17 protein-coding genes and 2 pseudogenes are annotated in these 20,681 nt (G+C 65.0%); 10 read left to right on the top strand and 9 right to left on the bottom strand.

Annotation, left to right across the window (positions count from 1 at the left end):
- A pseudogene (locus ASG92_RS28935) lies at positions 1-218 on the top strand (hypothetical protein); the annotation flags it as partial.
- 918 nt (positions 219-1,136) lie between these two features.
- Positions 1,137-1,559 carry a pyridoxamine 5'-phosphate oxidase family protein gene (locus ASG92_RS07620; protein ID WP_056626524.1) on the top strand — a complete coding sequence of 141 codons (423 nt, stop codon included), beginning with the start codon at positions 1,137-1,139 and terminating at the stop codon, positions 1,557-1,559.
- 107 nt (positions 1,560-1,666) lie between these two features.
- Here the strand turns inward: ASG92_RS07620 and ASG92_RS29645 are convergent, their stop codons facing one another.
- Positions 1,667-2,197 (bottom strand): pyridoxamine 5'-phosphate oxidase family protein, encoded by a 531-nt coding sequence (locus ASG92_RS29645; RefSeq protein ID WP_056626523.1) that lies wholly within the window; start codon positions 2,195-2,197, stop codon positions 1,667-1,669.
- 477 nt (positions 2,198-2,674) lie between these two features.
- Here ASG92_RS29645 and ASG92_RS07610 point away from each other — a divergent pair, with 477 nt between their 5' ends.
- Positions 2,675-3,637: a 1-phosphofructokinase family hexose kinase gene (locus tag ASG92_RS07610; protein ID WP_056626547.1), complete on the top strand. Its 963-nt coding sequence runs from the start codon at positions 2,675-2,677 to the stop codon at positions 3,635-3,637.
- 329 nt (positions 3,638-3,966) lie between these two features.
- Here the strand turns inward: ASG92_RS07610 and ASG92_RS07605 are convergent, their stop codons facing one another.
- Positions 3,967-4,593, bottom strand: coding sequence for a universal stress protein (locus ASG92_RS07605; RefSeq protein WP_240987042.1), 627 nt, complete (start codon positions 4,591-4,593; stop codon positions 3,967-3,969).
- A 1,069-nt stretch (positions 4,594-5,662) separates the two neighbouring features.
- On the opposite strand from ASG92_RS07605, the gene ASG92_RS07600 reads away from it, so the two are divergent.
- A complete protein-coding gene (locus tag ASG92_RS07600; RefSeq protein WP_056626522.1) occupies positions 5,663-5,986 on the top strand; it encodes a DUF3040 domain-containing protein in 324 nt (107 codons plus the stop codon).
- 296 nt (positions 5,987-6,282) lie between these two features.
- Here ASG92_RS07600 and ASG92_RS07595 read toward each other — a convergent pair.
- From ASG92_RS07595 to ASG92_RS07575, 5 genes and pseudogenes are all read right to left on the bottom strand, one after another.
- Positions 6,283-7,425, bottom strand: a pseudogene (locus ASG92_RS07595) (erythromycin esterase family protein).
- Between the two features lie 182 nt (positions 7,426-7,607).
- Positions 7,608-8,945, bottom strand: a complete 1,338-nt coding sequence (locus ASG92_RS07590) for a phosphoribosyltransferase (RefSeq protein WP_056626545.1) — start codon at positions 8,943-8,945, stop codon at positions 7,608-7,610.
- Between the two features lie 174 nt (positions 8,946-9,119).
- Positions 9,120-9,455, bottom strand: coding sequence for a CU044_2847 family protein (locus ASG92_RS07585; RefSeq protein WP_056626520.1), 336 nt, complete (start codon positions 9,453-9,455; stop codon positions 9,120-9,122).
- 264 nt (positions 9,456-9,719) lie between these two features.
- A complete protein-coding gene (locus tag ASG92_RS07580) occupies positions 9,720-9,974 on the bottom strand; it encodes a hypothetical protein (protein WP_240987041.1) in 255 nt (84 codons plus the stop codon).
- Between the two features lie 116 nt (positions 9,975-10,090).
- On the bottom strand, positions 10,091-10,555 hold the full coding sequence (locus tag ASG92_RS07575) for an Hsp20/alpha crystallin family protein (protein ID WP_056626518.1): 465 nt from the start codon (positions 10,553-10,555) through the stop codon (positions 10,091-10,093).
- A gap of 1,077 nt (positions 10,556-11,632) precedes the next feature.
- Between ASG92_RS07575 and acsA the strand changes: the two genes are divergently transcribed.
- Genes acsA through ASG92_RS07550 form a run of 5 tightly spaced genes read left to right on the top strand, consistent with a single transcriptional unit; the run spans position 11,633 to position 17,072 of the window.
- A complete protein-coding gene (gene acsA / locus ASG92_RS07570; protein ID WP_056626516.1) occupies positions 11,633-13,477 on the top strand; it encodes an acetate--CoA ligase in 1,845 nt (614 codons plus the stop codon).
- The gene (gene pdhA, locus ASG92_RS07565; RefSeq protein ID WP_056626514.1) at positions 13,474-14,475 is read left to right on the top strand and encodes a pyruvate dehydrogenase (acetyl-transferring) E1 component subunit alpha; all 1,002 of its coding nucleotides are present in this window, start codon (positions 13,474-13,476) and stop codon (positions 14,473-14,475) included. The genes acsA and pdhA overlap by 4 nt, the downstream gene beginning before the upstream one ends.
- A complete protein-coding gene (locus ASG92_RS07560; RefSeq protein WP_056626513.1) occupies positions 14,472-15,452 on the top strand; it encodes an alpha-ketoacid dehydrogenase subunit beta in 981 nt (326 codons plus the stop codon). The genes pdhA and ASG92_RS07560 overlap by 4 nt, the downstream gene beginning before the upstream one ends.
- Positions 15,445-16,833 (top strand): 2-oxo acid dehydrogenase subunit E2, encoded by a 1,389-nt coding sequence (locus tag ASG92_RS07555; protein WP_056626511.1) that lies wholly within the window; start codon positions 15,445-15,447, stop codon positions 16,831-16,833. The genes ASG92_RS07560 and ASG92_RS07555 overlap by 8 nt, the downstream gene beginning before the upstream one ends.
- Positions 16,830-17,072 (top strand): acyl carrier protein, encoded by a 243-nt coding sequence (locus tag ASG92_RS07550; RefSeq protein ID WP_056626509.1) that lies wholly within the window; start codon positions 16,830-16,832, stop codon positions 17,070-17,072. The genes ASG92_RS07555 and ASG92_RS07550 overlap by 4 nt, the downstream gene beginning before the upstream one ends.
- Before the next feature lie 116 nt (positions 17,073-17,188).
- On the opposite strand, the gene ASG92_RS07545 is transcribed toward ASG92_RS07550, so the two are convergent.
- Positions 17,189-17,659, bottom strand: a complete 471-nt coding sequence (locus ASG92_RS07545; protein ID WP_056626507.1) for a pyridoxamine 5'-phosphate oxidase family protein — start codon at positions 17,657-17,659, stop codon at positions 17,189-17,191.
- 532 nt (positions 17,660-18,191) lie between these two features.
- Here ASG92_RS07545 and ASG92_RS07540 point away from each other — a divergent pair.
- Positions 18,192-19,574, top strand: coding sequence for an MBL fold metallo-hydrolase (locus ASG92_RS07540; protein WP_056626505.1), 1,383 nt, complete (start codon positions 18,192-18,194; stop codon positions 19,572-19,574).
- Between the two features lie 297 nt (positions 19,575-19,871).
- On the opposite strand, the gene ASG92_RS07535 is transcribed toward ASG92_RS07540, so the two are convergent.
- On the bottom strand, positions 19,872-20,579 hold the full coding sequence (locus tag ASG92_RS07535) for a dienelactone hydrolase family protein (protein ID WP_240987040.1): 708 nt from the start codon (positions 20,577-20,579) through the stop codon (positions 19,872-19,874).
- Positions 20,580-20,681 lie beyond the last annotated feature (102 nt).

Here is a 20,681-nt window from a genome sequence, read left to right as displayed (position 1 = left end):
TCAACACCGCGGCCGACGTTCACTATGGGTTGGCTGCGGCCAAAACCGTTCAGCGGTCGGCGACCCTGGCCGCCGCCCGGACCCGGAACCCCGAACGCTTCACCACCACRGCCGACCCGAAGATCCTCGCCCTGCCCGGCACGACCTGGATCAACAAACCTCCCGAGAAAAGCCAGACAGACACGGAGCCAACGACCCACAAGAAACTAGCCGCCTAAACTCACGCTGGCCTCATTCACCTTGACAAGTTCCGCGCTTAACGACGAAGTCGTCAGCCTTGGCCTCAAGCGTGTCCTGGTCGCCCTGCCCGGCACGACCTGGATCAACAAACCTCCCGAGAAAAGCCAGACAGACACGGAGCCAACGACCCACAAGAAACTAGCCGCCTAAACTCACGCTGGCCTCATTCACCTTGACAAGTTCCGCAGCGGTGCTCCAGGGCACAGCAAGTGATTGAGTCACAGTCTGAGATAGATAAGCGGACAAGCTTCCACTCAAGCCGTGGATCCGACTCGCAAGTACACCTACGTCGAGATCTCGCCCTGTTCGCATCCATGGCCGCTACTTTCAAATGGGCGAGGAAGCGGAGCTGTACTGAGACCGAACAGGATGGACGTCGCAGCGAAATCGCCGACGTCGTCCCGGGTGCTGGCTGGAGACGTCCTTCGCCATGACGCCACACAGCGGGACCTTTGACCCTTGCATCGTGGACGGCCTCCACGGAGCATGGTGGAAGCGGACGGTGCCGGGACAATGCAACCGCAAACCCGGCTTCGTCGAAGTTGGTGTTTTGAATGCATGAATGTCCTAACCGAGGGCCGCCGGTAGGACCTCGTCGGCATACTTCACGCCAGACCCAGATCTCGCCGGTTTCCTTCACGTTGCCGCGGGCTGCCTCCGCCAGCTCGGCGGATTCAATCAGTCTCCCGAGATCCTCGGCATGGATCAGCGCCGCAACACGGCGGCCGCGCCGCAAGGGCTGGGTGCGGAACGGACCGACGTTCACCCCCGTTCCCCAAGATGGTGACTTCGGGCCTTGTCGGCGGCCGCGGACGGCCGTAAGACTAGTGGCATAACACGGCTCGCTTCCCGCGACCCGGCAGGACGGTAGCACCCTAGCCCAGGAGGATAATGCCATGGAAAATGACGAACACCCCGGAACCGTTTTGTCCGACGGCCAATCGTGGAGCGTGCTCGAACGATGCCAGCATGGTCGCCTTGCCGTAAGCGTTATGGGCGAGCCAGACATTTATCCCATCAATTTCATCGCGCACGACGGTGTGCTGCTGCTACGGACGAACCCGGGCACAAAGCTGGCCGAACTGACGGTGAATGACAAAGTGGCCTTTGAAGTGGACGAGGTGGCCGACAACGAGGCCTGGAGTGTGGTGCTCAAAGGCACAGCAAGAGTGATTGAGTCACAGTCTGAGATAGATGAGGCGGACAAACTACCTCTGAAGCCGTGGATCCCGACGCGCAAGTACACCTACGTCGAGATCACGCCTCATCGCATCCACGGCCGCCACTTTGAACTTGGCGAGGAACCGGAGCGGTACTGAGATCGTAAATGATATAGATCGACGCGCAGTTGGCTCCGGGCAATGGTGACGGCTCATGGCCGACAGCGACGCGTAGCGGATCACCTGGACTCCTGCCTGCAGGAGGTTCACCCACTGGGGGAATGCGTGTTCGGTCTCCAGGGTCGGCGGGTTCCAAATCCAGCTGGAACGGCGGATATGCGTCGCCCATGAGGGGCCACGTACGTGATTACGCGGGAGATCCAGCGGTTCAGGCCCAGGAGAAGGTCAAAGAGTCCGGTCCGGTAGCGTCCCGTGAAAAGCAAGATGAATCCAGCGATGAGGACGAGCAGCCCGATGAGCGAGATTCCCCCGGTGTCTTGGAAGCCCACCCAACCGCCGTCGCGCGCGCCCCCCAGGGCATCTGCCGCGGTCTGGTCATTCATATCGTCCAGCAAGGCCGTGCCGCCCCTGGCCACGACGCTCCACGCTTCCTCCGTTGCGGGCTCGTACCCGTCGATTTCGAAGGCAGCGGGCTCGTCCTTAGCGGATTCCCATAGCATTGTCCCCGCGGCCGTGCGGAACACGATGCTACGACGCTCAATAACAAAGTTCACCGGGAAGATTTCGGGGTGGCCATCGACGATGACGGCCAGCCTCCCTACACTGCCAGAGGACAACAGCTCCCAGCAGTATCGAATGACAGCTCATGGCTATTCGGTAAATCGCTCATGGTTACAGATGCTACGGCTCGTTGAGGTCCAGCGGCAGGGCGGGCGGCCAGAGGGAGCGGGCCGTGGGTCATCCTTGAAGGGCGCACTGCCGTCGATGATGCCAGCCCTGATGACCGTCTCGGGCGGGCTCCCGGACGGCACGCTGCCCCGCAGATCCGGCCCTCGGCGTGCTCTCCGCAGTCCATCTAGCTTTCCAGTGATCCCATGGCTGGGACGCCCAACCCGCAAGGGCAGCCGCGAAAAGCGGATGATCGGCCACAACGGGCCACACGACGGAAGCCGGCCGTGGACGCCTCCGCCATCACCGGGCGGCGGCATCGTGGCGAGGTGGAAGGGGATTCCTTGCCGACGGAGCCCTCCGTGGCGCGTGGATTTCGACGAGCCGTCTAGGATCGGAGGTGTCGCTTCCCTATGCTGGGGCGCATGGAAGCCTCACCGACAACGAGCGCGAAACCGATTCTTACTCTCACGGTGAACCCTGCTCTGGACGTCAGCACCTCTACTGAACGGGTCTTCAGCGGTCATAAACTCCGGTGCGGCATGAGCCGTCTCGATCCGGGCGGCGGAGGCGTGAACGTGGCAAGGGTGGTTCAGAGACTCGGCGGTCAAACCCTGGCGGTGTACACCGCAGGCGGTCCGACAGGAGATGCCTATCGTCGGCTCATTGAAGCCGAGCGCATCCCCACCTTGGCGGTGCCGATCCGGGGGAGTACTCGACAGGACTTCACTGTTGATGAGACGGATACTGGGAAGCAGTTCCGTTTCGTCCTCGAAGGTCCCGAACTCAGCGACGAGGAATGGCGGGCCTTTCTGGCTGTTGTTGCGGCCTCGATCCCCGTGGGAGGGTTCGTAGTTGCCAGCGGCAGTCTGCCGCCGGGGGTTCCGAAAGATTTCTATGCCCGGGTTGCCCGGCTGTCACGCGAGTGCGGTGCCCGCTGCGTAGTGGATGCCTCCGGCCCGGCCCTGTCCGCAGCGCTTGCCGAGGGGGTCTTTTTGATCAAACCCAGCCTGCGTGAGCTGGGCGAGCACCTAGGCGCGGCCCTCGACACCGAAGCGAGCCAGATTGGGGCGATCGAGACCCTGGTCGCGGACCGTGCCGCGGAATACGTCGCGCTGACCCTCGGTGAAGCGGGCGCGGTACTTGCCTCGAAGTCCGCCATTATCCGACTTCCAGTGCCAGCGGTGCGCGTGATCAGCACCGTCGGGGCTGGTGACAGTTTTCTTGGCGCGTTTGTGCTCCGACTCGCGCAGGGTCACCCTGTGGAGGCGGCCTTCCGGGCTGCCGTTGCCGCTGGAACCGCAACAGCGATGACGCCTGCGACCGAGCTCTGCCACCGTGCCGACGTCGAGCGGCTGGAAGCAGAGCTGGCGGCGGCGGTATTTTGAATTGCATGGGGCATCAAAGAGCATGCCCCAACGTGGGGGTGCGGGGTCGGTGTGGCCAAGGACAACCCATGCTAATGAACCTGTGACCGAGGCAAGGGCGTCCGAGGCCCAAGCCCGCGCCTGGATTCTCCTCGGACTGGACCCCGTGCCTTGGGCTTCCGATCACCAGAACTTCCCGAGCCGTAACGGCTTACAGCTTGTCCTTGGCGTCCTGCCCTGTGCTGTTGCGCCGGGAGATTAGCACAGGACCTTTGACATGGTGAAGGACTGCATGGGCGGTGGAACCGATGGTGCTTTTATGAGTCCGTGGCCTTTGGTCCCCACGACTGTCATGTGGACACGTGGGATGCGTTGAGGATGGCTCGGGGGATGGAGGTATCGGTGAGCAGTTGTTGTTCGACGGTGGTTCCGGGGGCCAGGTCGCGGGCAGTAACGACGGCTGAGTTCAGAAGTGCCCCTGCTGCAGGGTAAGTGTCCACGGGATCCCGAAGCATTCTGTAGCCAGCCGGGGCATGCTCTACGTGAACGATCTTGAGGTCTGCTCCTGTGGCGCTGGCCAGCGTGCAGGCATCTTCGAGTGCTGTTGCGGAGCCTGAGCTGTCCATGGCGACCAGGATGGGCCCGTCAGGGTGTTGGTCGGACCGGATCACTGCAACGGGACAGGCTGCGGTGGCTGCCATTTCGAGACTGACGGATCCCACGAGCAGTCCCGTGAACCCGCCGATGCCGCGGCTTCCGACGACGAGCACTTCTTCTCCGGCCGAAATTTTGGGGAGATGTAGACTGGGCCGGCCGTATAGGAGGGAGGTTTGGATTTCCACGCCGGGCGCGGCACGCTTCGCTTGTGCAAGGCCCTCCTCGAGGGTTGCTTGCGCGGACCGTTGCCGTCCGCTGTCCGCCACGTCGGGGACCGGGTCGAGGTTGAGGGTCAGCGGCGGCGACAATGTGCAATGCACCAGATGGAGGGGACAGTTGCGCAGGGCTGCTTGCTCGGCGCCCAACGAACGGCTTGTCCCGCGTGGACCGAGCCGTCGTAGCCGACCACGATGGTCTTTGACTTATGCACGATTTCCCCTTGTTTGGTTTCACGCTCGGATGCGTGTTCTGTCAGGCACGCTGCGGACCGCGGAAGTCCGGTCACGTTGCCTCTGAGGCTACTGTGTGGCCCTCAGGGCCGCGGGGGATCAGCTTGCGGCCTCCTCGTGGATGCAGTGCTTCTCCGTGCTGCTGGCAGCCTTCGAAATCGCGGTACCGGGTCCCTCTGAAACCAGGAACCACGACCGCAGCTCCTGATCCCCAGGTCAGCAACCATCCGTCGGCGGCCCCGTCGTGCATACTAAAGGCTCGGTCGGCCGTGGCATGGACATGCACTAGGCAGCAGGTTCCAGGAGCTCCTAGTTCCTCGTACGCTGATCGCGGCGCGAACAGGCCGTCCAGCATCGCACCTACCGCCTTCATCTCAATTGTCAGTCACCACGCAGGGCTACGACACCGGCGTCGGGTGCCCATGGACCAAGGCTTGGCTGACGCAAATGCATGTCAGTTTCGCAGAGATGGCACCATTGCGAGCATCGGTTAAGGATGCCCGCTCACGTCAGTCTGGTTCACGGCCCGGAGTGCTCCGTGGGGCCGGGCCAGGCGTTCGCGCAGCCGGCTGTTCTAAGTCCGCCCACATGGACTACGCCCCGTCCGCACTGTCTGAAACTTAACGATTCCCCTGTTTGAGTGTGCGTCATCTGGTCCGAGGGACAGAGAACAAAGTCCTGCTCTGTCCCCCGGGACCGGAGATGGCGGTCTACAGAATCTGGGTGGTAGGAGTCACGGGCCCGTCGGGTCATCTGGTGTGACCTTGGGCACTACCTGTTTGGATAAATAGCGCGGATTCTAAAGGGGTAGCCAGTCGGCAAGAGCGAACACCGGCTTAAGACTTCGACTACCGGCTCGGCTGCCGTCGCGGGACGCCGTGTTGGCCGGACAAAGTGCACGTTTGGCGACACTGAAAACGAAAAGCGCAGGAGACCAAGGATGTCGCTCTCGGAACACGAGCAAAGAACGCTGGACCAGATCGCCGAACAGCTCGAGCGGGAGGATCCGAAACTCGCCTCAAAGTTGGGCTCCGGCCGCATCGAAGCTGTGCCGGGACGACTTGTCGCAACGGGTGCACTTGCCGTCGTCGTGGGATGCCTGGTCCTCGTAACGGGTATCGCCACTCAGGCACTTGTTATGGGCGTCACTGGCTTCGCAATCATGAGCCTCGGCGCATATTTGGTCACCCTCCGGGTGCGCTTCTCCAGTGTCCGCTCTGCCCAAGGAACGCACCCGGCCACGGGCCAAACCGGGCTCGGTTAGGCCGCCATAACATGGGCTCCGCCCCTACGTTTGGGCTCATCCGTGGACTCGCCACGCACGGTTCCGAGTAGCAAGACGGCCTCGCCTGACTTGCAGCCTGCACATGGTCGTCACCGATCTTTGATTTGCTGCGAAGGTCGCTGTAAGGAAGGTATCGGGGGAGTGGAAGTCCGCGAAACCTTGACCGGGGTCTACGTCGTCGCTGACTCTGGTGCCAACCACCAAGGGCTGGACAACTGGCTGGCGTCGCCGTCGTATCAGCCGAGTATCACGGCGTCGCCCGGTTCGAGGTGGGCTCAGAAGCATGTGGGTTCGGTTTCGTGTAGAGGTTCGCCGGGTTGTTGCTCGTGATGGAGCGGGCGGAGCGCGGCGGTTTGCGGGAACCAGAGCACGGTGTCGTAGCGCCCTGCCATGCGGGTGGGAACGTAGTCACCAGTCTCGCGGTGCGGATCGTAGACCACACCGATGGCTCGGTGGCCGTGCCGGGCGGTTAGCCTGGGACCGGTACGGTCGGGGCCGAACATCAGGAGGGCAGCTTCGCCGAGGCCCTGGTTGAGGAGGTCTTCGTGGCTGCCGGGCTGGGCGTTCGGCATCGTCATGATCTGTTCGGGAGCGCCCCAGGCTTCCGCCGCGGTGACCGTTCCGGAGTAGGACGCGAAGCCGGCCAGGAGCACCTCCCCTGGGTGGCGCTGGCGCATCAGCTGTCCGATGTTGACCATCCCGGCGCGTGCCATGTCTGTCGCGCGTGCGTCGCCGATATGGGTGTTGTGTGCCCACACCAGTCCTTTGGAACCGGGCCCGTGGTGGTGTGCGATGCGGTCGATGGTATCGCTCATGTGGTGGTCGCGGATGTTCCAGGACTGCCGGTCGCCGCGGACCATGGTCCGGTTGTAGCGTTCGGCATTGGCTGCGATCAAGGCGTTCTGCGCGCCGTCGAACGCGGCCGGATCGCTTTGCAGCCGGCCGTGGGTTCGCCGGTGTTCCTATGCAAGCAGCGCGACGACGACGTCCGCCTCGCAGGATTGAAGTCGCAGCCGGCTGCTCCCGGCCTACCGATGTGGATCCTCTCCGAACGGCAGGAAGCAATGCCAGGCCCGCCGCGCCGCAGGCGGGGCATCGGGCGCGTTTGTCTCGAGCCATGTGAAGATCTCCCGCAGCGAGTCCCATAGTGAGTACACGTCGAGACCGTAGAAGCCGGTGTGCTCGTGTTCCGGCCGTGCGAGGTTCCACTTACGCAGCCAGGTCAGGAACTCAGCAACCTCATGGTTGGCCCACATCCATGTCGGCCAGCGCTCGAAGCGGGCGAGCAGCTGGCACGCGTCAAGGTCCCGGTCTCCCTGCCCCCTGGCCCAGCGGTTGATACGCCAGCAGTCGGGCCAATCGCCCTCGACCCCGATCCAGCTGAAGCCGTGCTCTTCGATCAGTCGACGGCTGATCATTGCCCGCCACCGGTAGTACTCGTGGGTGCCGAGGGACGCCTCACCCAGACACACGTAACGGGCCGCGGCGGCGAGGCGGACCAGGGCATCCAGGTCCTCGGCCCCGGCCAGCCGATGTGCCAGGACGCGGATCTGAGCGAGCTCAGCCGCCCGACCCGCGGTTGTGTACCCGGTGCTGCGGTTCACAGCTGCACCTCCGGGGCAGGTTCCTCGTTCCCGGCGGGCAAAAGGTATTGGATGAACCATTCAGCGGCCAGGGTGGCCGCCTGGGTGAGTGTTCCGGGTTCTTCGAAGAGGTGTGTGGCTCCGGGGATGATCTCCAGCCGGGTCGGTGCCCGCATCAGGGCCATGGCCTGGCGGTTGAGTGCAAGGACCTGGGGGTCGGCGCTGCCGACGATCAGCAGAGTCGGGGCACGCACGGCGGCCAGCCGCGGGCCGGCCAGGTCCGGGCGCCCGCCCCGTGAAACAATGGCGCCTATCCGTGCGCCGGGTTCGGCCGCGGCCCACAGCGCGGCACCGGCACCGGTACTGGCCCCGAAATAGCCGACAAGACCGGATGAGGTGTCGTTCCTGGTGCCCAGCCACCGGGTTGCCGCCATGAGCCGCCGGGCGAGCAGGGCGATGTCGAACACGTTCTCCCGGTTGACTTCCTCAGCGGGGGTCAGCAGATCCAGCAGCAAGGTGCCCAGCCCGGCGCGCTGAAGGACCGAGGCGACGAACCTGTTGCGGGGGCTGTGACGGCCGCTGCCGCTGCCGTGGGCGAACACCACGATCCCGTTGCACCGTGCGGGCAGGTGCAGGTTGCCCTGGAGACCTATGGCACCGGACGGGATTTCCACCTCTTCTTCGACGCCGGGCCCTTCCGCTGCCAGGACACGGTGCAGCCGCCGGGCTGCGGCGTCGAGCAGTTGCACGACCTCCTCGTCCGCTATGGGGGAGAAGTCGCTGTAGTGGTAGCCGACGGCCTGGAAGTTCCGGGCGGAAATCAGGCAGACGACGTCGTCCGGCTCCGTCAGCGAGGCCAGCATCTGGGTCGGGGCTACAGGCACGGCCAGAATCACTCTCGCCGCACCCAGTTGCCGTGCAACCCGGCAGGCGACACGGGCAGTGGACCCGGTCGCGATACCGTCATCGACGATTATTACTGTGCGGCCCTTCAGATCCGCGCGCACCCGCCCTTGGCGGTACCCCGCAACCCGGGACTCCAGAAGGTCCCGCTCACGCCGCTCGACCGCCTGCAGGTCGGCTTCGGTAACACCTGACAAGGAGATGACACGTGCGTCAAGCACCCGGGCGTTTCCTTCCCCGATAGCACCCATCGCCACTTCCGGCTGGAAAGGCACACCCAGCTTGCGAACCACAATCACATCCAGCGGCGCGTCGAGCGCCTTCGCAACCTCGAACGCGACCGGAACGCCGCCGCGGGGCAACCCCAGAACCACCACGTCCTGCCCCCGCAGCTGAGCCAGCCTTTGCCCCAGCCTCCGACCTGCATCAACCCTGTCGCGAAATTCGTACATCACGCTCACCCTCGTGTAGGGATTCCAGCCGGACTTGAACTGGACCTTTGACGGTGCGTTCACCAGGTGGGGGCTTGTTTAGGGCCCTGGTGTAGTTCCCACGTGGCGGGCTGCCGCGTGGCGGTCCCCGGTCAATCGCGGGACTCCAAAAAGTCCCGCCCCTTACACGGTTGTCTATTCTTCCTGCTCCAGCGCGGAAACCGCCGCAGCAGACCATGACAACCGCAGGACAAAATGGCCGTCTGCGCTGTTTCTCGCAATGACCGCCCCTGCGTCCCCTGCCAGTTTCACTCCGAACTCAATTTCCATGTGCTCGGGAGCGACTTCCCTCATTGCCTCTACCACTGCAGCGGCGGCTGGGCGGACACTGGCCAGAGCATCCTCCAGACGCCGGCCCACATTCAAAATTCCCTCTGCGTTCCGGGCAGGGTGGTTCACGCCATAACTGTCCCCATCCACTTCAACGAGTACAGTCCCGGATCCGACTTCATATCGCAGTACCTCAGCCATGCCAGTGCCTCTCTCGTGCGGCCTGGTGGGGCTCCCGGCGGCGGGCAGTACAGCGGCCCCGGATACTGCCCCGGCCAGCCCGGGTGAGGTGAACCCGATGTTCCCGTGGCTGTCTGCCCAAGGGGCCTCTGTGCAGTTCGTAGTGCGTTCGGGTCACCAGCCGACGGATTCCTCAGATCCCCGCCCGGAGGGGAACTGGCTCGGTTATCGGGTGGGATGCTGTGGCCCCGGCTCCAATGGCGGTGGTACGGGTTACAGCAGCGGTCAGGACCGGGGCGGTGCGCCTGTGCTGTACCGCCACGGGATGCCGTGCCGGTGGTCTTCGGGCTGGACTGCATCGAAAAACCGCTTGGTGCCGTGGGCGGCGAAGGCGCTGTGGGCCTGGTTCCGGATGAACACCATGTCCTCCGCCGTGAGCCGGATCTGCCCGTGGGGGTCCTGGGGGAGCGGTTGCTCCGCGGCCCGGCACAGGGCCGCGGAGATTGTGCGGGGCACGATGGCGGTGCCGGTGTGGTCCATGAACCACTGCCGAGTTTCTGGGTCCAGTCGGGTCCACAGGGATCTGATCTCCAGAGCAGTTCCGGTGCCGGAATCGCCGGCACCGGAACTGGTGCCGCGTTTCGAGAAGGGCATCGCTAACCGCGGGTAATCGGGAGTTTCTTCGGAGCCTCGGGCTGGGCAGCCTCGTCGGGAAGGGGGGTCCGGACTTCCAGCACCCCGTCGTTGTAGGAGGCTTTGATGTCTTCTTCCTTCACCCCCTCGGGAAGCGGGATGCTCCGGCTGAAGGAACCGTAACGGAACTCGGAGCGGAAGTGGCCTTTATCCTTGTGTTCTTCCTTTTCCTGGCGTTCAGCCCGGATGTGCAGGTACCCGTCATCGATAGTGATCTCCACGTCTTTGTCGGAATCGACGCCAGGCATCTCGGCGCGCACCACCAAGGTCTTGCCGTCGACGAATTCCTCGACGCGGATCGGGGCAGGGCCGGTCGCGGAGTCAAACATGCGATCCAGGGAGTCCATCAGCTCCGATGGGTGCCGCAACAGGGTGCTGAACGGCCACCGGGGTGAAGCGAACGGGGACCATTTGAGCAAATCAGACATGGTATTTTCTCCAAACTCTGGGCAGGGACAGCCCCATGGATGGGCCGGTGTTCTTTCAGTAGATACCCGCGCGGAAACGGCTAACAGGGACTAAAGGCCCGCCGGTGCTGCGAATGCCATTGCGAGCACGGCCCCCGCACGTCCATGGCGCCGTCATGGGCCGTCGACAGGATCCGGACGAAACTGATCACCACCGGAGCCTCGCGCTCGTCCCAGCGATTGCTTTCGTCATCATGCGCCGTCTCGGCGGCCCTGCACCAAGCCGCCACGGACGCGTCCGGCAGTCTGCGCCATCGACAAGCTGGGCTCGCTTGCCCTGCGTGGACTCCCCAAGCTTGGACCAGACATCTCAACACCTGCCAGGCATCGGCAGTTAAGGAGTGTAGAGAAGCAACGCAATACAGGACACCTGCTGGAATGGTCGCCGGGAACCACTCGGCGGGTTCCCGGCCAATAGGTCCCCGATGAACCTGCTCATGGGGCCGGTCAGATGCCTCTGGTCTGCCTGTTCTTCGGCTGCTATCGGCGTCCGGATGACTGCGGTGAAACCGGCGGGGTCTTAGAACAAAATCATGGCCCGACGCCACAAGTCCGGCAATGACTAACGGCCTCGTCCTTCTCCTCCTGTCGGGCTTGTGAGACTATCCGGTAATGGGCAAAGTCAGCAGCGAAGATGGGGACGAAGAGGTTCCCGGGACTGGCGTGAACGACCATGCATGGGAACGGGAGCACCGGCATCCTACGACGGGGCAGCTACGGTCTATCGGCTACCGGAGAAGGGACGCGGAAGCAAAACTGGAACAGCATCAGCAGCCCGGCACAGGGCCGAGAAAGATCACGACAACCACGACGGCTAATTCCGCGAGACTCAAATACGTCTGCTCCGCTCTGCTCTGCTCCCGCAGGAGGCGTGGCTGCAGCTTTTCGATGGAACGTAGTCATATCCCAGTTCTTCACAGTGTCCGGCCCCGGGAGACACGGATCCGAAAGGACTTTCTGCCCGGATGCGTGCGAGGGACCACATGCGCGGGACTTTCTACTCTAGGCAGCAAGACCGGGCGGGAGTCCGATGGAACCATGACGGCAGGAACCGAACCATCCACCCGCTGGCCCACCATTTCCAAGGACATCTCCGGCTTCCCGGTCCGGCCGAATCTAGTGGACTACGAGACGGCCTTTGCCGCGTTCTCTTGGGATGAAGCCCGGCGCGCCCTTTCGGGGCTGCCTGGTGGCCGGGGCGTCAACATCGCGTACGAGGCGGTGGACCGGCATGCCGCCGGTGAGCACGCCGGCCGCGAGGCATTGCGTTTCGTCCGGGCCGACGGCAGCACCCATTCCTTCAGTTTCGCGGAGCTGGCCGGGCAGACCAACCGGTTCGCCGCCGTGCTGCGCAGCCTGGGAATCGGGCGGAGGGAGCGCGTCTTCTCACTTACCGGCCGCGTGCCCGCCCTGTATATTGCGGTGCTCGGCACATTCAAGAATGCCAGCGTCTTTTGTCCGCTGTTCTCCGCGTTCGGGCCCGAGCCGGTCCGTCAGCGGCTGCACCTGGGATCGGGCCGGGCGCTGGTCACGACGCGGGCGCTGTACCGCAGGAAGATTGCGCAACTCCGCGATTCGCTGCCGGAGCTTCAGCATGTCCTCCTGACCGACGCAGACGGCGATCCGGAACCAGGCACCCTGGACCTCGCCGCACTGATGCGGGAAGCCCCCTCGGACGGGGAGATTGCCGTGACGCAGGCCGAGGACATGGCCTTGCTGCACTTTACGAGTGGCACGACTGGGACACCGAAGGGAGCCATCCACGTGCACGACGCCGTCACCGCCCACCATGCGACCGGCAGCTTGGCACTGGACCTGCATCCCGGGGATGTCTACTGGTGCACAGCCGACCCAGGCTGGGTCACGGGCACCTCGTACGGCGTGATCGCCCCGCTCACCCACGGGGTGACGACTATCGTGGACGAGGAGGAAATGGACACGGACCGGTGGTACCGGATCCTCGCCGAACAGCGCGTCACCGTCTGGTACACCGCCCCCACCGCCCTGCGGATGCTGATGAAGGCCGGGGCGGAACGCGCCGAAGGCCACGATTTGTCCGCCCTGCGCTTCGTCGCCAGCGTGGGTGAACCGCTCAACCCGGAAGTCGTGGTCTGGGGCCAGGAGGCCTGGGGTCAGCCCGTGCACGACAACTGGTGGCAGACTGAAACGGGCGGGATCATGGTCTCCAATTACGCAGCCACGGAGATCCGGCCCGGTTCCATGGGTCGGCCGCTGCCCGGCGTCGAGGCTGCCCTCGTGGCGCGCGATGATGAGGACAGGCCGATTGTCCGCGACGGCGAGGCGGTGCTCGTGACGGCTGCTGATACGGCGGGCGAACTCGCGCTCCGGCCCGGCTGGCCGTCGATGTTCCGCGGGTATCTGCACGAGGAAGAGCGCTACCGCCGCTGTTTCGTGGGCGGCTGGTACCTCACCGGGGACCTCGCGAAACGCGACGCCGACGGGTACTACTGGTTTGTCGGCCGGGGCGACGACATGATCAAGTCCTCGGGGCACCTTATCGGCCCGTTCGAGGTGGAAAGTTCCCTAATGGAGCACGAGGCCGTAGCCGAGGCCGGGGTGATCGGCGTCCCCGACCCGGTGGCCGGCGAGGTCGTCAAGGGCTTCGTGGAGCTCCGTCCGGGCTGGGAGCCTTCCGAGGCCCTGCAGCTGGACATCATCGGTTTCGCCCGCAAGCGGCTTGGCCCGGCGGTGGCCCCCCGCTTGCTGGAATTCACTACCGCGCTGCCCAAGACCCGCAGCGGCAAGATCGTCCGGCGCCTACTCAAGGCCCGCGAACTAGGCTTGCCGGCGGGCGACACCTCAACCATCGAGTCCTCTCCCGAGGCTTCCCCTCCGAAGGCCCCGCCGGAGGATCACAAATGACCGACCCCATGTCCGCGACACGCAGCCCCCTGGATCCCGAGCACGGCCGGCACCTGCTGCTGCAGATGCTCCGGGTGCGCCAGCTCGAAGAAAAGTGCGTCGAGCTATACAGCGCCGTGAAGATCCGCGGTTTCCTGCACGTCTACATCGGAGAGGAAGCCGTCGCGGCGGGCGTTCTGGAGACCCTGTCCCCGGACGACGCCGTCGTCGCCACCTACCGGGAGCACGGCCATGCCCTGCTCCGCGGCGTCGCCGCGGGTGCGATCCTGGCCGAAATGTACGGCTACGCGGAGGGCTGCTGCCGCGGACGCGGCGGATCGATGCACCTCTTCGACGCCGCGACGCACTTCTACGGCGGAAACGCGATCGTCGCCGGCGGGCTGCCGCTCGCCGTCGGGCTGGCCCTCGCGGACAAGATGGCAGGGCGCTCCAACGTCACCGTGTGCTTCTTCGGCGAAGGCGCCGTCGCGGAAGGCGAGTTCCACGAAAGCCTCAACCTCGCCGCACTCTGGCAACTACCCGTGCTGTTCTGCTGCGAAAACAACCTCTACGCCATGGGAACCGCACTGGGCCGCTCGGAATCGCAGACGGACATCGCGCTCAAGGCCGCAGGCTACGAGATCTCGGCCTGGGCTGTGGACGGAATGGATGTCCTGGCCGTGGAGGAGGCCGCACGTCGCGCCGTGGACGCCGTCCGTTCCGGCGGCGGCCCACATTTCCTGGAACTGCGCACCTACCGTTTCCGCGCGCACTCGATGTTCGATCCCGAACGGTACCGCGAGAAGGCCGAAGTCGTGAGATGGCAGGAGCGGGACCCGATCACCCTGCTCCGCAGCAGCATGGAGGCGGCGGGCCAGCTTGCCGAGGAGGACTGGGCGCAGCTCCAGGCGGACGCCGAGGCCGAGATCAGCGCCGCCGTCGACTTCGCCGAAGCCGGGACGCTGGAGCCGGTAGAGGAACTCACGCGCTTTGTCTACAGCGAGCGGAGCGCGCCATGAAGTCCAGCTACCGGGAGGCGTTGCGCGCCGGGATCCGCGACGCGATGCAGCGTGATCCGGGCGTGTTCCTGATGGGTGAGGACGTTGGGATCTACGGCGGATCGTTCGCGGTGAGCCTGGGACTGCTGGAGGAATTCGGCCCCGAGCGCATCCGGGACACCCCGCTGTCGGAGTCCGGCTTCGTTGGCGCCGGGATCGGCGCGGCGCTCGGCGGGATGCGGCCCATCGTGGAGATTATGACCGTCAACTTCAGCCTCCTCGCCCTGGACCAGATTGTGAACAACGCCGCATCCCTGCTGCACATGTCCGGCGGGCAGTTCCACGTGCCGCTGGTCATCCGGATGACCACCGGCGCCGGCCGCCAGTTGGGCGCCCAGCATTCGCACAGCCTTGAAGGCTGGTATGCGCACATCCCAGGCCTGCGCATCCTCGTCCCGGCCACTCTCGAGGATGCCCGCGGAATGCTGTGGACGGCGCTCGAGGACCCGGATCCGGTGCTGATCTTTGAGCACGGCTCGCTCTATAACGTCGCCGGCGAACTCGACGACAATGCCGGCCCGGTGGACATCGACACCGCCGCAATCCGGCGTCCCGGCAGTGACATTTCGCTGATCACTTACGGCGGGACGCTTCCTGCCGTGCTCGACGCCGCGGAGCAGCTCGCGGGGGAAGGTATCGACGCCGAGGTGCTGGACCTGCGCACGCTCCGGCCGCTCGACGAGGCGACCATCCTCGCATCGGTCACCCGGACGCACCGGGCCGTGGTGGTGGACGAGGGGTGGCGCAGCGGGAGTATTTCGGCGGAAATCAGCGCCCGGATCACCGAGAACGCCTTCTATGACCTGGACGCGCCTGTGGGCCGAGTCTGCAGCGCGGAGGTGCCGATCCCCTATTCCAAGCACATGGAACTGGCCGCCCTGCCCTCCGTCGAGCAGATCATGGCCGCGGCCCGGGAGGCGGCAGGGGCCCGTGGGTGACTTCCTGATGCCCTCCCTCGGGGCCGACATGGACCACGGCAAGCTCGTCGAGTGGCTCGTCAAGCCCGGCGACTACGTGCGCCGCGGGGATCTGGTGGCCGTCGTCGACACCGACAAAACCATCATGGACGTGGAGTCCTTCCAAGAGGGCGTGGTCGCTGACCTTCTGGTCGGCGTCGGCGAAACGGTGCCGGTGGGCACGCCGCTGGCCCGGATCACGCAGACCCCGGCCGAGACCGGCCCGCCGGCCCATGAGGCGCCCGGCCGGGCGGCGGGTAAGGCTGCTTTTTCGAAGACGGCGGCGCCGAACGCTGTCGCCCCCAAAGCCCCTGAGACAGCAGCCCCGAAAGAAGCCGGCATCATCGCGCCACCGGTCCGGCACCTCGCGCACCGGCTGGGAGTGGACACGGCGCAGATTCACGGCACCGGCAAAGGCGGGGCGATCACCCGGGCCGACGTGGAGCATGCCCTCGCCGCCGGCCCCGGCAACCGGATACGGTCCTCGCCCCGGGCCCGGCGGTTAGCCGCCGAACTCGGCGTCGAGCTCGCCACCATTACCGGCACCGGCCCGCAGGGGGCCGTGACCGAGGCGGACGTGCACCGCGCCGCGGTCGGCAAGGCGGAGGCGCTGGTCCCCGAGATCCGCGCTCCCGTCCCGCCGGCCCTCCCGAACGGCACGCCGGAAGAGCCCGTCAAGCCTTCGGAGGCGCGTGAGCGCGTGGCCAGCCTGCGCCGCGCCATCGGCGCCCTGATGTCACGCTCGAAGAAGACCATCCCGCACTACTACCTGAGCACCACCCTGGACCTGCGCGCCGCCGTTGACTGGATGCAGTCCGCCAACGACCAGCGTCCCGTCGCCGCCAGACTTGTCCCCTCCGCACTCCTGCTCAAGGCCACGGCGCTTGCGGCCCGAGAGGTACCCGAAGTCAACGGTTTCTACGGCGACGGCGGGTTCCGGCCGAGCACCTCGGTGCATCTCGGCGTCGCGGTGGCCCTGCGCCAAGGCGGGCTGGTGGCTCCCGCGATCCACGACGCCGACACTTTGCCCGTGGAGGTGCTGATGGAGCAACTGCGGGACCTCGTCAGCCGCGCGCGTGCCGGCCGGCTGCAGCGTGCCGAAATGGCGGATCCGACCATCACGGTGACCAACCTTGGGGATCTCGGCGTCGAGAGCGTGTATGGCGTGATTTATCCCCCGCAAGTCGCGATGGTCGGCTTTGGGCGCGTGATGGAACAACCCTGGGCACAGGACGGAATGCTCGGGGTGCGCCACGCGGTCATTGCCACCCTGTCGGCCGACCACCGGGTCAGCGACGGCCTGCGCGGCGGCCGCTTCCTCGCGCGCATCGAAGAGCTGCTGCAGAAACCGGAGGAGCTGTGAATGAACAGGAAGCCCGCATGGCGGTCAATGCCGCCATCGGTAAGGTCGCGCCGGATGTGGACATGGCGGACGTGGGCGAGGATTCCCGGCTGCGGCAGGACCTTGAACTTGATTCACTGGATTTCCTACGGCTCGTGGAAACCATCGACACGGACACCGGCGTCAACATTCCCGAGCGGGACTATCCTGCGGTGGCCACCGTCAAAGGACTGATCGCTTACCTTGCCGCCCATGGCTGAGCAGGCTAAACGCGTGGCTGGGCGAAGAACGGCGCCCGCTTCGACCGCTGCAGCGGGCAGCCCTGAGCGAGCGGGCTTCCCGGCCGGGGCTGTATCGGAGGCGCGAAGCCTGGTTTTTATTCGATTCCGGCCCGAGTGGCATCGTCCAGGGGGGTTGTCCACTGCGTGGTGGGAGTGAGGGTGAAGCGTCTTCCCGTGACTGAGTCGGGCTCGATCCTGACGAGGTAATCTTTGCCGATTCCCTGCCAGGGGAACAGTGCGCGGCCAACTGCATCGATGGCCTGGTCGGTGGACGTTGCCCTGACGGCCCGCCCCTTCACTACAACGCTCCACGCCACGCCGAATTCGGCGCTCACCCTGTCGGCCTCCAAGGCGACCGGAATGCCTGCGTCGAGTGCCTGTTGTTTGGTGCCTGTTCCGGTGCGGAAGACAAGGGATTCGTTGTCCACTTTGTAATTCACGGGGAAGACGTCGGGATGGTCATCCACGATTACGGCCAGACGCCCCACTGATGCTTCACGGAGCAACCTCCAGCACTCTTGCGCGTCGAGGACCTCCGCTGCCGGGATCATGTCTTTGCTATTCATGCAGACGATGCTACGGCTGGGACCCGATACGAAACAGGGCATAAGTACCCGACCGGATGTTTCCCTGCGCTCGGAAACTACACCAATTGGCCGCCGGACGGCGAACTTCTTGAGTTGGCTACACCGTCAGCGACGCGCTGCGGGCTCCATGCGGGCGGCGGGGACCGCAGCGCCGGCATCGAGCCCGGCATGGTCTCCTCACACCACGTTCGGCGATGGGGGAGGGTGCGGGCCTGTCCCGGGAAGCGGCGCGGCCGGCGAGGAAAGCGAAGCGGCTTCGGGCCACGGCGACTCCGGGCATTAACCGCAGGAATGGCTGGGCGGCAGGAGAGGTCCTACCGGCTTGCCACGCGTGCCTTCCGGACGTGACTTTCGGCCCTACGTGCGGACCCGGCGTGAGCGGAAACTTGAGGTACGTCGCGGATTCACAAGTCCAACGCGATTCACACGTCCAATGCGTTCGGGTCCATGCGCCCGCCGTAGCGCCGGCGGCCCGAGGCTAGACAGGCATGGGCAGCGGAACGGGAGCACCATGAAACACCAGCAGGCGACCCTCCGGTTTCTCGGAGCCACCGATACCGTCACCGGTTCCAGGTACCTGATCGAATCCGGCGGCCAACGCGTGCTGGTCGACTGCGGACTTTTCCAGGGCTACAAACGCAGCCGCGAACGCAACCGCGCACCCTTCCCCGTCGCGCCAACTTCCATCGACGCCGTGGTCCTGACCCACGCGCATCTGGACCACACGGGATACGTGCCCGCGCTGGTCCGGGACGGCTTCGGCGGACCTGTGTACGCCACAGAGGGCACCCTCGAACTCTGCAAGCTGATCCTCCCTGACAGTGGGCATCTGCAGGAAGAAGATGCCAGGTACGCATTCGACCGCGGATCGTCCCAATACAGCCCGCCGCTTCCGCTCTACACGGCGGCTGACGCCGTGAAGTCCCTCAACAGCTTCACAATCCATGGGTTCGACACCCCGCTGGAGCTTGGCGGTGGCATGGAACTGACGTTCCTGCCCGCTGGTCACATCCTGGGGGCCGCTCAGGTCCACGTCCGGATCGGCTCACACTCCGTGCATTTCACCGGGGATCTGGGCCGAGCGGATGATCCTTTCATGTACCCGCCGCGCCCCCTCGCTGAGACCGGCGTGCTGGTGACCGAATCAACCTACGGCAACCGGAAACATTCCGCCGTGGATCCGGAGAAGCAACTGGGGGAGATCATCACCCGGGTCGCGAAACGCGGCGGGGTCATCATGTTCGCGGCGTTCGCCGTCGGCCGGGCTGAGACGCTCATGTTGTACCTTTCCAGGCTCCGCAGGAAGAACGCGATCCCGGACATCCCGGTATACCTTAACAGCCCCATGGCCATCGACGCCTCCGGAATGTACCAGCGGCACCGCGAGGAACACCACCTTAGGCAGGACGAATACGAGAACATGTACAAGCTCGCCAAACTCACCCGCACCGCGGATGAGTCTAAATTGCTGAACCTGCGGGGCGGCCCAATGATCATCATCTCGGCCAGCGGCATGCTGACCGGCGGCAGGATCTTGCATCACATCGCAGCCTACGGACCGGACCCGAAGAACGCCATCATCCTCAGCGGCTACCAGGCCGGCGGCACCCGCGGCGCGATCCTTGCCGCCGGGGAGCGTGAGCTCCGCATCTACGGTGAGGGCGTCAAGATCCGCGCCGAAGTCATCCAGATGGAAAGCCTGTCCGCCCACGCCGACTCCGACGGCCTCATCGCATGGATGAAGGAGGCGGAAAAGGAGCCACGCATGACCTACATCACGCACGGCGAACCCGAAGCATCGGATGCCCTGCGCATCCGGATCAAACGGGAACTCGGCTGGCGGGCCCGGGTGCCTGAGCATCTGGAACAGATCTCCATCGAGGATCCCCGATGAATCCCGGCAGGGTTCAAAATGCACAACGGTGCGCGGGACTGCTGGCAACATACGTCAACAGTCCTCTGCACTCAGCTGTTTCCGCGTGAACCGGTGTAGGCGACTCCTGAAAATGACAGACTGGTCGGGGGGAGTGGTAGCCCCGGGACTGTTTCAGTCCTAAGGAAACGGGATAGTGAGCAAATATTCCTGTGCAGCAGACGCGGAGCGCCTGGGCGAAAGGTGTTCGCCTCCTCTATCAGAGCCCAGTGGGCGAATTCGCTAATCTCGTCCGGTGCGGACGTCTTCGTTGACGAGTCAAAATCCCTCATTGCTCAAGTGATCCCGGAAGAAGGCGAGGATGCGCCTGCGCGCGTCCTCGGCAGAGGGCTCGTGATAGTTGGCGGCAACCAGCTTCGCGAGCACCTTGTCCCCGAACGTGAGGTCCGACGGGCCATGCTTGTTGAGGAAGCCATGACCGGCACCGGCATAGACCTTGATGTCATGGTCGATGCCTGCGGCGACGAGTAGAGGCTCAAGACGCGCTGGTACCTTCCGCACCCCCGGCCAGCGATCCCTGTCGCCGAAGCTCCCAACGATCGGGCATGCGCGAGGCATTGCACGGGCGGTTTCGTCGTCGAGGCCGCCGTAATTCACGCTGGCTGCGGCGAAGCCATGGCCCGGGGCCAGCATGAGGGCAAATCCGCCGCCCATGCAGAAGCCAATTACGCCGATCCGGCCGCTGCAGTCGTTCTGCCCAGCCAGCCAGGCGCGGGTGAGATCCAGGTCTTCGAGGGGCCGCCAGCCGCGGATGAGGGACCATAAGCAAGTCGCCCGACTGCCCCAGTAGAACAGGTCGGGCGCGACTGTGAGGTAGCCCTCGCTGGCCAGCCAGTCCGCGTGGTTGCAGGTATCGCGGGTCAGTCCGAGGGCATCATGGATGACGACGACGCCGGGCCAGGGGCCAGCGCCGGCCGGTGTCGCGGCGTAGGCAGGCATGTCCCCGCGTTCAGTGCGAATGCTCACCTCTGTCACGTGGTCTCCCGGGATTCTCCGATTCGTCACGACCTGCTTATCGGTTTACCAGCGTCGTCCCATTCGTGGGAAGAGCGCTCACTCGGGCTCTTC

Source organism: Arthrobacter sp. Soil736 (genome assembly GCF_001428005.1).
Classification (GTDB): domain Bacteria; phylum Actinomycetota; class Actinomycetes; order Actinomycetales; family Micrococcaceae; genus Arthrobacter.
This window is presented reverse-complemented; position numbering and strand designations above follow the sequence as displayed.

Bases quoted from the DNA above. Each gene is read 5' to 3' on its own strand.
- ASG92_RS07620 (WP_056626524.1), top strand. From the start codon at position 1,137: ATGGAAAATGACGAACACCCCGGAACCGTTTTGTCCGACGGCCAATCG.
- ASG92_RS07610 (WP_056626547.1), top strand. From the start codon at position 2,675: ATGGAAGCCTCACCGACAACGAGCGCGAAACCGATTCTTACTCTCACG.
- ASG92_RS07600 (WP_056626522.1), top strand. From the start codon at position 5,663: ATGTCGCTCTCGGAACACGAGCAAAGAACGCTGGACCAGATCGCCGAA.
- ASG92_RS07590 (WP_056626545.1), bottom strand. From the start codon at position 8,945: ATGTACGAATTTCGCGACAGGGTTGATGCAGGTCGGAGGCTGGGGCAA.
- ASG92_RS07585 (WP_056626520.1), bottom strand. From the start codon at position 9,455: ATGGCTGAGGTACTGCGATATGAAGTCGGATCCGGGACTGTACTCGTT.
- ASG92_RS07580 (WP_240987041.1), bottom strand. From the start codon at position 9,974: ATGGACCACACCGGCACCGCCATCGTGCCCCGCACAATCTCCGCGGCC.
- ASG92_RS07575 (WP_056626518.1), bottom strand. From the start codon at position 10,555: ATGTCTGATTTGCTCAAATGGTCCCCGTTCGCTTCACCCCGGTGGCCG.
- acsA (WP_056626516.1), top strand. From the start codon at position 11,633: ATGACGGCAGGAACCGAACCATCCACCCGCTGGCCCACCATTTCCAAG.
- pdhA (WP_056626514.1), top strand. From the start codon at position 13,474: ATGACCGACCCCATGTCCGCGACACGCAGCCCCCTGGATCCCGAGCAC.
- ASG92_RS07560 (WP_056626513.1), top strand. From the start codon at position 14,472: ATGAAGTCCAGCTACCGGGAGGCGTTGCGCGCCGGGATCCGCGACGCG.
- ASG92_RS07545 (WP_056626507.1), bottom strand. From the start codon at position 17,659: ATGAATAGCAAAGACATGATCCCGGCAGCGGAGGTCCTCGACGCGCAA.
- ASG92_RS07540 (WP_056626505.1), top strand. From the start codon at position 18,192: ATGAAACACCAGCAGGCGACCCTCCGGTTTCTCGGAGCCACCGATACC.